The 12,005-nt window shown below is 72.8% G+C and carries 11 protein-coding genes and 1 tRNA gene; 4 read left to right on the forward strand and 8 right to left on the reverse strand.

Annotated elements, in window-relative coordinates; all coding sequences use genetic code 11:
- The first annotated feature begins 1 nt into the window (after window position 1).
- From ACZZY9_RS06610 to ACZZY9_RS06620, 3 genes are all read left to right on the forward strand, one after another.
- Window positions 2-1,423, forward strand: a complete 1,422-nt coding sequence (locus ACZZY9_RS06610; RefSeq protein WP_463463479.1) for a sensor histidine kinase — start codon at window positions 2-4, stop codon at window positions 1,421-1,423.
- A complete protein-coding gene (locus tag ACZZY9_RS06615; RefSeq protein WP_463463480.1) occupies window positions 1,420-2,112 on the forward strand; it encodes a response regulator in 693 nt (230 codons plus the stop codon). The genes ACZZY9_RS06610 and ACZZY9_RS06615 overlap by 4 nt, the downstream gene beginning before the upstream one ends.
- A 100-nt stretch (window positions 2,113-2,212) precedes the next feature.
- Window positions 2,213-3,118 carry an NmrA family NAD(P)-binding protein gene (locus ACZZY9_RS06620; RefSeq protein ID WP_463463481.1) on the forward strand — a complete coding sequence of 302 codons (906 nt, stop codon included), beginning with the start codon at window positions 2,213-2,215 and terminating at the stop codon, window positions 3,116-3,118.
- Window positions 3,119-3,627: 509 nt separating this feature from the next.
- Here the strand turns inward: ACZZY9_RS06620 and ACZZY9_RS06625 are convergent.
- The 8 genes from ACZZY9_RS06625 to serS form a co-directional block, all read right to left on the reverse strand.
- Window positions 3,628-4,725 (reverse strand): phosphate ABC transporter substrate-binding protein PstS, encoded by a 1,098-nt coding sequence (locus tag ACZZY9_RS06625; RefSeq protein ID WP_463463482.1) that lies wholly within the window; start codon window positions 4,723-4,725, stop codon window positions 3,628-3,630.
- Between the two features lie 189 nt (window positions 4,726-4,914).
- Entirely contained in the window at window positions 4,915-5,685 is a 771-nt protein-coding gene (locus tag ACZZY9_RS06630; RefSeq protein WP_463463483.1) for an SCO1664 family protein, read from the reverse strand.
- A complete protein-coding gene (locus tag ACZZY9_RS06635; protein WP_463463484.1) occupies window positions 5,682-6,317 on the reverse strand; it encodes a DUF3090 domain-containing protein in 636 nt (211 codons plus the stop codon). The genes ACZZY9_RS06630 and ACZZY9_RS06635 overlap by 4 nt, the downstream gene beginning before the upstream one ends.
- Window positions 6,318-6,516: 199 nt before the next feature.
- Window positions 6,517-7,203, reverse strand: coding sequence for an MSMEG_4193 family putative phosphomutase (locus tag ACZZY9_RS06640; protein WP_463463485.1), 687 nt, complete (start codon window positions 7,201-7,203; stop codon window positions 6,517-6,519).
- A gap of 83 nt (window positions 7,204-7,286) precedes the next feature.
- Window positions 7,287-8,306 (reverse strand): glycoside hydrolase family 6 protein, encoded by a 1,020-nt coding sequence (locus ACZZY9_RS06645; RefSeq protein ID WP_463463486.1) that lies wholly within the window; start codon window positions 8,304-8,306, stop codon window positions 7,287-7,289.
- A 147-nt stretch (window positions 8,307-8,453) separates the two neighbouring features.
- Window positions 8,454-8,538, reverse strand: a tRNA-Ser gene (locus ACZZY9_RS06650).
- 225 nt (window positions 8,539-8,763) lie between these two features.
- On the reverse strand, window positions 8,764-9,603 hold the full coding sequence (locus ACZZY9_RS06655) for an HAD family hydrolase (RefSeq protein WP_463463487.1): 840 nt from the start codon (window positions 9,601-9,603) through the stop codon (window positions 8,764-8,766).
- On the reverse strand, window positions 9,600-10,865 hold the full coding sequence (gene serS, locus ACZZY9_RS06660; RefSeq protein ID WP_320477951.1) for a serine--tRNA ligase: 1,266 nt from the start codon (window positions 10,863-10,865) through the stop codon (window positions 9,600-9,602). The genes ACZZY9_RS06655 and serS overlap by 4 nt, the downstream gene beginning before the upstream one ends.
- A gap of 61 nt (window positions 10,866-10,926) precedes the next feature.
- Here serS and ACZZY9_RS06665 point away from each other — a divergent pair, with 61 nt between their 5' ends.
- Complete coding sequence (locus ACZZY9_RS06665) at window positions 10,927-11,979, forward strand: diacylglycerol/lipid kinase family protein (RefSeq protein WP_463463488.1); 1,053 nt, start codon at window positions 10,927-10,929, stop codon at window positions 11,977-11,979.
- The last annotated feature ends 26 nt before the right edge of the window (window positions 11,980-12,005 follow it).

The raw sequence follows: 12,005 nt of genomic DNA on the forward strand, positions 1-12,005 counted from the left end.
GATGACATCGCACCAGGCCGCCGACGCCGGGGCTCCCGACGCCGGGGCCCTCGACGCCGGGGCGGTCGACGCCGGCGCCGGCACCGGCCCCGGCGTCGCGACGACGCGGAAGGTGCTCGGTCGCCTCGGGGTGCGCTCCCCTCTCGGTCGCGACATCGTGCTCGCCGCCGTGTGGGGCGTGGTCACCCTCGCCCTGCTCGGCGGGCTCCTCGCCACCGGCGAGCTCGGCGTCGCGCCGCGCGGGCCGTCGAGCCCGCAGATCACCGTGATGGTCGTGCTCGCCGTCGTCCAGTGCGCGCCGCTCGCGCTGCGACGGGTCAGACCGGTCGCCGTGCTGCTCGTCGTCGCGGCCCTGCAGGCCGGTCTGCTGGCCGTCGTACCGTCGGGCATCGCCCTCTGGACGGCCGCGCCCGTCGTCGCCGCCTACACGGTGGGCTCGCTCCGGTCGACGCGCGTGGCGGTCGGGGCGTCGCTCGGGGCGATCGGCATCGCGACCGTCGGGGCCGTCGTCGGGGCGACCGACGTCGTCGCCCGGCGACTGGGCGGCGGCGACGCGGTCTCGACGCCCGGCGCCCTGCTGTACGGCGAGGGGGCCTCCGGCGTCGTCGTCGAGGTCCTCGCCCTCCTCGCGACGGGAGTCCTCGTCATCGGGGTCAGCGCGGCCGTCGGCTCGTGGGTCGCCCTCCGGCGCAGCCACGACCGCGACGTCCGGGCGCGGGCCGCCGAGACGGTCGAGCACCAGGCGACTCGCACCCGCGAGGCGGTCGCCGCCGAACGCACCCGCATGGCGCGCGAGCTGCACGACGTCGCGGCCCATCATCTGACCGGTCTCGTGGTGCAGGCGGGGGCGGCCGAACGACTGGTCGACGCCGACCCCGACCGCGCGAAGGAATCGCTGCGGAGCGTGCGGGCGCAGGGCCGCGAGACCCTCGACGCCCTCCGGTCGATCGTCGGGATCCTCCGCGAGACCGGCGACGACGCGAACGGCACCGCGCCGGTGCCCGGTCTCGGCGACGTGCCCGGCCTCGTCGACTCGGCCCGCGCCTCCGGAGCGGTCGTCGAGGTCCGGTCGCAGGGCACCCTGCCCGTGCTGGCGCCGCTGGCCGACGTGACGGCGTTCCGCACCGTCCAGGAGGCGCTGGTCAACGCCCGCCGCCACAGCCCCGGCGCGGTGGTCGAGCTGTCGATCGACGCGACCGCCGAGCGGCTGACCGTCGTGGTCGAGAACGACCTGCCCGCCGACGGCGGCACGGAGCACACCCCGGGGTACGGACTGGTCGGCATGCGCGAACGGGCGGCGCTGGTCGGCGGGGCGCTCGAAGCGGGCGTGGCCGGTCCGGCCGGGGCCGCGCAGCGCTGGCGAGTGCGGCTCGAGCTGCCCGTCGAGGCCGACACCGAGAACGCCCCCGGGGAGCCGGCGTGATCCGCGTCGTGCTGGTCGACGACCAGGCGATCGTGCGGACGGGGTTCCGGGTGGTGCTCGAGACGTCCGGCGGGATCGAGGTCGTCGGCGAGGCGGCAGGCGGGCGCGAGGCCGTCGAGCTGGTCCGCCGGGTGCGACCCGACGTCGTCGTGATGGACGTCCGCATGCCCGCGGGCGACGGCATCGCGGCGACGCGGGCCATCGTCGGCGGCGGCGATCCCGCGCCGGGCTCCGCGGGGCAGGAGGCGCGGGTCGAGTCCCCCGCGCCTCCGGCCGTCCTCGTCGCCACCACCTTCGACCTCGACGAGTACGTGTTCGGCGCGCTCGAGGCCGGGGCCAGCGGGTTCGTGCTGAAGGACGTCGAGCCCGACGAGTTCGTCGCCGCCGTGCGGAGCCTCGCGGCGGGGCAGGCCGCCATCGACGGGGCGACGACCCGCCGGGTGATCGCCGAGTTCACCCGGCGCCGCCGCACGACGGCCGTCGAGCCCTCGCCCGACGTGCTCACCGAGCGCGAGCAGCAGATCGTGCGGCTGCTCGGCGACGGGCTCTCGAACGACGAGATCGGCGACCGGCTCGTCGTCGAGACGAGTACGGTCAAGTCGCACCTCACCCGCGTCATGACCAAGCTCGGCACCCGCGATCGGCTGCAGACCGTCGTCTGGGCGTTCCGATCGGGTCTGCTGCCCTGAGCGCTCCTTGCGACCCCGGCCGCGCTTCCCGAACATCGCCTCCCCGACCCGCGCCCTGGCGACCACCCGTCGACCGGCCGACAGATTGCGACCCGCAGCCATGACCACCACCCTCCTCGTCGCCGGCGCCACCGGAGACCTCGGTCGCCGCATCGTCCGCGAGCTGCTCCAGCACGACGTCCGCCTGCGAGTCCTGACCCGGCCCGGCAGCGACACGGCGGCCACCCTGTTCGGCGCCGACGACCGCATCGACGTCGTCACCGCCGACTACACCGACCACGCGGGGCTGGCCGCCGCGGTGTCGGGCGTCGAGGTGGTCGTCTCGGCGGTCAGCGGCGTGCGGCCTGTGATCGTCGACGCGCAGCGGGCGCTGCTCGCAGCCGCCGTCGTGGCGGGTGTGCCGCGCTTCATCCCGTCGGACTACTCGGCCGACTACCGACGCATCGCCCCCGGCACCAACCGCAACTTCGAGCTGCGCCGCGAGTTCGCCGCAGACGTCGACGCCGCGCCGATCCAGGCGACGTCCATCCTGAACGGCATGTTCACCGACCTGCTGACCGGCGACGCGCCGATGATCCTCTTCGACCGCCGCCGGGTGCTGTTCTGGTCGTCGGCCGACCAGGTGCTCGACTTCACGACGAAGGACGACGTCGCCCGGATCACCGCGCTCGCGGCGCTCGACCCGCAGGCGCCGCGCGTCGTCGAGGTCGCCGGGTCGCAGGTGTCGGCACGCGAGGTCGCGGCGACCATGACCGAGCTGACCGGCACCCCGTTCAAGCTCCTCTGGGCGGGGACGACGGGCACGCTCTCGGCGATGAGCTCGATCGGGCGACGACTGGCGAAGAGCGGCGACGAGACGTTCCCCGCCTGGCAGGGGATGCAGTACTTCGTCAGCATGTTCAGCGGCCAGGCGCAGCTGCACCACGTCGACGACGACCGCTACGGCCCCCATCGCTGGACCACGGTGCGAGACGTGCTCGAGCAGCACCTCGCCGCGCGCCCCTAGCCCGCGCGCCGCCCGGGCGGGAGTGTGCTGACCCTCTGCCCGGCCGACCTGCGCCTCCTGACCCGATGGGGGTGCGGCGGGTTCCCGTCATCCGCGGCGGGTCAGCGCTGACCCGCCCGCGATGACACGGACCCGCCGAACCCGCACGGCGCCGCCCGGCCGACCTGCGCCTCCTGACCCGCGCCTCCTGACCCGATGGGGGTGCGGCGGGTTCCCGTCATCCGCGGCGGGTCAGCGCTGACCCGCCCGCGATGACACGGACCCGCCGAACCCGCACGGCGCCGCCCGGCCGACCCGCGCCTCCTGACCCGCGCCTCCTGACCCGATGGGGGTGCGGCGGGTTCCCGTCATCCGCGGCGGGTCAGCGCTGACCCGCCCGCGATGACACGGACCCGCCGAACCCGCACGGCGCCCCGCCCAACCCGCAGCGCGCCGCACCCGCACGGCACCCCGCGACGCGGCGAGGCCGCCACCCCGCAGGGGTGACGGCCTCGTGCTGGAGCGCGGTGCTACTTGATGAGCTCGATGGCGCTCGCGACCTCGGTCGACAGCTCGCTCGAGATGGGGGCCGAACCGGCGGCGTCGGCGGCGACCTGCTGGCCGTCCTCGCTCGTGACGTAGCTGAGGTACGACTTGACGAGCTCGCCCTGCGCCTCGTCCTCGTAGGACTCGCACGCGATCAGGTAGCTGATCAGCACGATCGGGTAGACGCCGGCCTCGGTCGAGGTGCGGTCGAGCTCGATGGCGATGTCGCCCTCGCCCCGGCCCTCTTCGCGCGGCGAGGCGTCGACGATGGCGGCGGCCGCGTCGGCCGAGTACTCGACGAACTCGTCGCCGACCTTGATCTTGGCGACACCGAGGTCACCGGCGCGCGAGGCGTCGGCGTAGCCGATGGTGCCGTCGCTGTTGGTGACGGCGTCGATCATGCCGGTGGTCTGGTTGGCGCCCTCACCGCTGTCGAGGGGCCAGACTCCGTCGGCCTCGTCGGTCCACACGTCGGGGGCCGTGGCGTGCAGGTAGTCGGTGAAGTTCTCGGTGGTGCCCGAGTCGTCCGAGCGGTGCACGGCGGTGATGGCCGTGCTGGGCAGCTCGGCGTCGGGGTTGTCGGCGGCGATCTCGTCGGCGTCCCACGTGGTGATCGAGCCGTTGAAGATGCCGGCGATCGTGGCGGGCGAGAGGTTGAGCTCGTCGACGCCCTCGACGTTGAAGACGACCGCGATGGGCGAGACGTAGGCGGGCAGCTCGACGATGTCGGTGTCGGGCGTGCAGCCGGCGAAGGTGCTCGACTCGAGCTCCTCGGCCTTGAAGGCGCGGTCCGAGCCGGCGAAGTCGGCGGCACCCGAGATGAAGCTCTCGCGCCCGCCGCCGGAGCCCTGCGCGTCGTAGTTGACGGTGACGCCCTCGTTGGCGGTCTGGAAGGCTGCGACCCAGGCCTCCTGGGCCGACTGCTGCGACGAGGCGCCGATGCCGGAGATCGTGCCTGACAGGTCGGAGGATGCGCTCTCGGAGGGGCTGGTCGAGCCGCCTTCGTTCGAGGCGCAGGAGGCGAGGAGGACGGTGCCGACGGCGGCGATCGCCAGGACGGTACCAGTGCGCTTGAGTTTCATCGGGTTCCTTCGTGAGGTGCTGAAAGCAAGGGATTCGAGGTGCTCAGAGGAATCTGACTGCAGCTCGTGTCTCACTCACGTCCTGTCCGTGTCCTGTCGGTGAACGGACGGTCTCAGCACGGTCACGATCCGACGCGCGGGCTCAGAACAGCGCCGGCTCAGAACGCGACGGCGCAAGACGGCGCGGGCTCAGAACAGCGGCCAGGGCACCGCCGACGACTCCCCCGACGGTGCGGGGAACCGGCCCGCGGCGAGCAGGGTCTCGAGGCGCGCGATCGTCGCGACCCGCGCCTCCTCGGTCAGCAGACCGGCCAGCTCGACGCCGAGGTCGCCCTCGAGGTCGGTGCGGAGCCGTCGGAGGGCCGCGGTCTCGTCGTCGTCGAGCTCGTCGCCGATCCAGCCCCAGAGGACGGTGCGGAGCTTGTGCTCGACATGGAAGGTCAGGCCGTGGTCGACCCCGTGGCGGCGGCCGTCGGCGAGGGCGAGCACGTGGTCTCCCTTGCGGTCGGCGTTGTTGACGACGACGTCGAACACGGCCATGCGGCGGAGGGCGATGCTGTCTTCGTGCACGAGCGACACGGGCCGGTCGTCTTCGTCGGAGCCCTCGAGCACCGTCCGCCAGCCGGTTCCCGGCACCTCGTCGGTCGGCAGCAGGTCGACGGCGGGGTGCTCGGGGTCGATCTCGCACCAGAGTTGGACCATGCCGGGTCCGTGCGGTCCGTCGCGCAGCCAGGTGCGCGGCACGATGTCCCAGCCGAGCGCCTCGGAGACGAGGTGGGCGGCCACCTCGCGCCGGGCGAGGTCGCCGTCGGGGAAGTCCCACAGGGGGCGTTCGCCGCGGCTCGGCTTGTAGACGACCTCGCGGTCGCCGATCAGCCCGACGAAGGTGGCGTTCGAGGCCGTGGTCAGTCGCGCCGTGAGCTCGAGCTCGGCGCCGTCGAGGTCGACCTCGTCGCTCACCAGAGGTCGCCGGCGGGGCAGTCGTGGCCCTCGGGGTCGAGCGGGTTGCCGCAGCGCGGGCAGAGCGGGCGACCGGCGCGGACGATGCCGAGCGTGCGGGTGGCGAAGGCCCTCGCGGTGCCCACGGGGATGCGGACGCGCAGCAGCTCGGCGGGCTCGACCGCCTCGGCCAGCATGGCGAGCTCGGGGTCGTCGGCGGACGGCTCGAACGAGAACCCGTCGAGACCGCCGCCGGCACCGGGCTCGGCGTCGTCGGGCTCGGTGCCGTCGTCTTCGATCAGGGGGAACGCCTCGATGACCACCTGCGCGGTCGACGGGTCCCAGCCGAGGCTGATGGCGCCGGTGCGGAACTCGGGGGCGACGGGCTGGTCGAGGGGCTCGTCGTCGAGCAGCTCGGCCGGTGTGTCGGTGGGGATGGTGACGGGGTTGCCGCGACCCTCGGCGGCCTTGAGCTCGTCGAGCAGCTCGTCGACCTTCTCGGCGAGCACCGCGGCCTGCTGCTTCTCGAGCCCCACGCTGACGACGCGGGCCCCGGCACGGACCTGCAGGTAGAAGGCGCGTGCCCCCGGCTGACCGATGGTGCCGACGACGAAACGGTCGGGCCAGTCGAATCCGTGCACGATTGTTGGCATGCACTCATCCTACGAGCGTGACCCGCCGAGTGACCCGGGAGGCGCGGTGCCGGTCAGGCGCGCCCCGCACCTCCTGAAGGCGCGAGGCGCGGCGACGGTCAGGAGGCGCGGTGCCCGTCAGGAGGCGCGGTGCCGGTCAGGCGCGACCCGCACCTCCTGAAGGCGCGCGGCGCGGCCCCGTCAGGAGGCGCGGCGCCGGTCAGGCGTGCCCCGCACCCCCGCCCACGGGTGCGTCGCCCGCCGGGGCCGCCGCCCGGAGCCACGACAGGTCGCCCGAGTCGGTGTTCGTCGCGATCACGTCGGGCCGGTGCGCGCCGTACCGGACGATCGAGACGGAGGCGGGGCCGACCGAGACGCGCTGGAAGAGGTCGAGGTGCATGCCGAGCGCGTCGGCGAGCACCGACTTGATGATGTCGCCGTGGCTGACGGCGACCCAGACCGCGCCGGGCCCGTGCTCCGCCTCGATCTCAGCGTCGCGGCGACGGATCGCGGCGACCGCCCGCGACTGCATCGTCGCCATCGCCTCGCCGCCCGGGAACACGACGGCGGAGGGCTGCGACTGCACCACCGACCAGAGCGGCTCCTTCGCGAGGTCGCCGAGCGCGCGACCCTGCCAGTCGCCGTAGTCGCATTCGGTGATGCCCTCGTCGAGCGGGCTGTCGAGCGGCCCCTGCTGGCGGTCGATGATGAACGAGGCGGTCTGACGACAGCGTTCGAGCGGGCTCGACACGACCGCCACGACCGGGACGTCGGCTATGCGCTCGGCGGTGCGGGCCGCCTGCTCGCGGCCGACGCGGTCGAGATCGACGCCGGGCGTGCGACCGGCGAGCAGACCGCTGGCGTTCGCGGTGGTGCGGCCGTGCCGCACGAGGAGGACTGTTGCCATACCCCGGAGCCTACGGGCGACCACCGACGGGCGGGCCCGCTGTCGACGCACCCGTCGCCGGCGCACCCGTCGCCGGCGACCCGCTACGGGCGGTTGGCCACCAGGGCCGTCGCGTACGACGGGAACCACACGCCGGCGGCCGGGCCGCCTCCGCACGGGCCGTCGCTGGCGCCCGGGGTCTTGATCCAGAGCTGGGCGTCGAGCTTGCCCGTGCCGTTCGTGCGGTGCGGGTTCACGCCGAGCCCGGCGCCGGGCGCGTTGCACCAGGTGCCCTTCCAGCCGCGTCCGTTGCGGGAGACGTCGATGACGTAGTTCGCGCCTCCTACCGCCTTCGAGACCTTCTGCGCGTAGGCGTTCTCGGCGGCGACCGGGTAGTAGTTCGAGACGTTGGTCGCGAAGCCCCGGGCGACGCCGACCCCCGCCGCGACGAGCCGCTTCGCCATGACGTCGGCGGGCACCCAGTTCGAGTTGCCGGCGTCGATGTACGAGGGGACCCCGGCGTTGCTCAGAGCCGTGACGGCCTTCTTGATCATGGCCTCGCGACCCGTCGCGAGCTCGGGGCAGCTGCTGAGGTGGGAGAGCGCGTCGGGCTCGACGATCACGACGGCCCTGTGGCCCTTGAGGGTGTCGGCGATGCGCTGGTTCCAGGCGAGGTACGCGGTGGACGACGCCGCGCCTCCTCCCGAGTAGCCGCCGCAGTCGCGGTTCGGGATGTCGTACGTGACGAAGACGGGGGTCGTGCCGGCCTTCTTCGCCTCGGCGAGGTTGTAGCGGACGACCTCGACGAGCTGCGCGTCGGTGTACCACGAGCCCAGCCAGATGGCGACGGACTGCCCGGCGATGGTGCGCGCGGCGGCGGCGTCCTTCGTGCGGCCCTGCTTCGCGAGGGCGTCGGCGGCGCGCGAGGCCTCGCTCGACTTCTGCACGTAGAGCCCCCCGGCGTAGATCGTGCTGGTGGGCGCGGTCTTGATCGTGGCGCGCGTGACGGTGGCCGTGCCGGTCGTCGCGGCGTCAGCCGACGAGGCCGGGGCGATGAAGGCGAGGCCTGTGGCGAGAACGAGTGCACCGACGGCGACGACGCTCGCGAATGCGAGACGGGTCATGGGATGGATCCTTGCGGGGTGTCGGGCCTCGGGTGTGAGCGGATGTGCTCACGGCCTCACCAAGTGCACCATGTCTCGTCGCGCCGCGTAGCCCCGTCTTCGGGGCACAGGCGATGGGAGCCGAGGAGGCGCGGTGCGATTCGAGTGCGGAGGGCGTGGGATTCGAACCCACGAGACATCTCTGCCCACTTGTTTTCAAGACAAGCTCCATCGGCCGCTCGGACAGCCCTCCCGGCGCCGGGCTGACTACACCGCCACCGAGTACACACGCCGCCATCAGAATCGATGGCGGGGTGTTGAGTCCGTGGCGCAGAGCGAACCCCGGCGACCGCCGCCGAGTCTACCGGACGACGCCCGGGGCGCCACGGGGCGACCACGAGCCCGAAGGCGGGCGTATGCGGCCAGGCCGGGCGGGTGCCGACGCCCGTTCTGGCCGGACTCGCCCGGGTTCTGCCACCTAGAGCGTCGCGAGCGCCGTCGCCAGGCCGTCTTCCAGGTCGCTGCCGGTCTTCTCGTTGGCGACCTCGACCACGTCGTCGGGAGCCTGGCCCATGGCCACGCCGCGACCCTCAGCCGAGGCCCAGCGGAGCATGTCGATGTCGTTGCGTCCGTCGCCGGCCGCGAGCACCCGGTCGCGCGGCACGTCGAGCCACTCGCGCACCCGCTCGAGCGCCGTGGCCTTCGTCACGCCGTCGGGGGCGATGTCGAGCCACGCCGTCCACCCGACGTTGTAGTTCACCTTCGACAGCCCCATGCGCTCGACGACCTCGAGGAACTCGTCGGTGCCGTGGTCGGGCGACACCACGACGACGCGGGTCGCGGGGCGCTCGCCCAGCCGCTCGAACTCGACCTTCTCGGCGTTGCCCGCGGCCTCGATCACCGGGAACGTGCCGCAGTAGCGCATCACGCCGTCGCGGTCCTCGACGGCGTAGCCGCCCTCGGACAGGTTCGAGCGGATCGTCGTCAGCACCTCGGTGGGGTCGAACTCCTCGACGAAGACCTGCCGGTAGCCGGTCGGCGCCGTCTCGTCACGGCCCAGGGTGATGGCTCCGTTGGCGCAGACGACGTAGTCGGAGACCAGACCGAGCCGCTCGAGCACCGGCAGCGTCATCGACACCGAGCGCCCCGTGGCGATCATCACCTGGTGGCCGTCGGATGCCAGGCGCCGGATCTCGTCGGAGACGGCGTCGCTGATCGTGCCCGTCTCCTGCATGATGGTGCCGTCGATGTCGAGGCAGACGAGCCACTGCTCGTCGTCGGGCAGAGCCGCAGCAGCGGCGGCCGAGGCGATCGTCACGCGACCGGCTCGATGATCTCGAGGCCGCCGAGGTAGGGGCGCAGCGCCTCGGGCACCACGACCGAACCGTCGGGCTGCTGGTGCGTCTCGAGGATCGCCACGAGCCACCGCGTCGTCGCGAGCGTGCCGTTCAACGTCGCGACCGGCGCCGTCTTGCCGCTCTCGGTGCGGTAGCGGATGTCGAGGCGACGGGCCTGGAACGTCGTGCAGTTCGAGGTGCTGCTGAGCTCGCGGTAGGTGCCCTGCGTCGGCACCCAGGCCTCGATGTCGTACTTGCGGGCCGCGCTCGAGCCGAGGTCGCCCGCCGCGACGTCGATCACGCGGTAGTGCAGACCGAGCGCCTGCATCATCTGCTCTTGGAACCCGACGAGCGCGAGGTGCTCGGCCTCGGCCTGGTCGGGGTGCACGTAGGTGAACATCTCGAGCTTGTTGAACTGGTGCACGCGCAGGATGCCGCGGTTGTCACGACCGGCGGCGCCGGCCTCGCGGCGGTAGCAGGTCGACCAGCCGGCGTAGCGGATCGGCCCCGATTCGACGTCGAGGATCTCGTCGGCGTGGTACCCGGCGAGCGCGACCTCGCTCGTGCCGGTCAGGTAGAGGTCGTCGGCGGGCAGGTGGTACACCTCGTCGGCGTGGGCGCCGAGGAACCCGGTGCCGGCCATGATCTCGGGCCGCACGAGCGTCGGGGTGATGAGCGGTGTGAAGTCGTTCTGCAGGGCCAGGTCGAGCGCCATGTTCATCATGCCGAGCTCGAGTCGGGCGCCGATGCCCCGCAGGAAGTAGAACCGCGAGCCCGACACCTTCGTGCCGCGCTTGATGTCGATCGCCCCGAGCTTCTCGCCCAGGTCGGCGTGGTCGAGCGGTTCGAAGTCGAACTCGCGTCGGGTGCCGACCTCGCGCAGGGTGACGAAGTTCTCTTCGCCGCCCGCGGGGACCCCGTCGATGATCGGGTTGCCGATCGCCCGGATGGCACGGTCGAAGACGGCGTCGGCCTCGGTGGACTCGGCCTGCGCGGCCTTCACCCGGCCGGCGAGCTCTTGAGCTTGGGCGACGAGCGCCTTCTTCTCGTCTTTCGGAGCCTTCGCGACGGTCTTGCCGAACGCGTTCTGCTCCGCTCGCAGCTCCTCGAACGCCGCGATGGCCGCCCGGCGGGCCGTGTCGGCCGCGACGGCGTCGTCGACCGCCGACTCGGACTCACCCCGGGCACGCTGACTCGTCTTGATGAGGTCGGGGGCGTCGCGCAGCAGCTGGGGATCGATCACGCGACCATCCTAAAAGAGAATCGCCGCGCCTCCTCGGTCCGGCGTCGCCTAGGTTTGCTGCATGACGACCTCCTCCTCCCCCGCCGAGAGGCCCTCGTCGACCGAGGCCCCGTCGGCAGCCTCCGAGGGTGGGGCGGGTCGCGATGCGACCGCCGTGCGGACGGCGGCCGTGGTCTACAACCCGATCAAGATCGACCTGAAGACCATCCGCGCCTCCGTGCTCCGGCACCAGGACGACGCGGGGTGGGGCCCGACGCGGTACTACGAGACGTCGAAGGAGGATCCAGGAGGCGCGGTGACGGCGACCGCGCTCGCCGAGGGCGCGTCGATGGTGATCGCGGCGGGCGGCGACGGCACGGTCCGTGCGGTGGCCGAGGCGCTGCGCGGGTCGGACGCCTCCCTCGCGCTGCTGCCCTCGGGAACCGGCAATCTGCTGGCCCGCAACCTGTCGCTCACGCTCGACCGCCTCGACGACTCGATCGCGACGGCCTTCAGCGGGCGCGACCGCGACATCGATCTCGGCGTCGTCGACATCGAGCGCGAGAACGGCGACCGCGAGACCAAGGTGTTCGTCGTGATGGCGGGTGTCGGGCTCGACGCCAAGATGCTCGCGAACACCAACGACGAGCTGAAGAGACGGGTCGGCTGGCTCGCCTACGTCGACGCCATCGCCCGGGCGCTGCGCGACGACAACAAGATCGACGTCCGCTACCAGCTCGACGACGGCGAGACCAAGACGATGAGCGCGCACACGATCATCGTCGGCAACTGCGGCCTGCTGCCCGCGAACATCATGCTGCTGCCCGACGCCGCGGTCGACGACGGCATCTTCGACATCGTGGCGCTGCGGCCCGAGGGCGTCATCGGCTGGGCGCAGATCTGGATCAAGATCGTGTGGGAGAACGGGGTGCTGCGGCGCAGCCACGTCGGGCGCCGCATCATGGCCGCGAACTCGCGCGAGGTGCGCACGCTCCGCTACAACAAGGGGAAGAAGCTCGTCGTGCGACTCGAGAGCCCCCAGGACTTCGAGATCGACGGCGACTCGGTGGGCAAGGCGGTCGCGCTGCGCGCGGTGGTCGACCCCGGGGCGCTCACGGTGCGGGTGCCCGCTTAGCCGCGTTGGGGCCGCTGTGCCGGCCG

The organism is Frigoribacterium sp. AC394 (genome assembly GCF_979258095.1).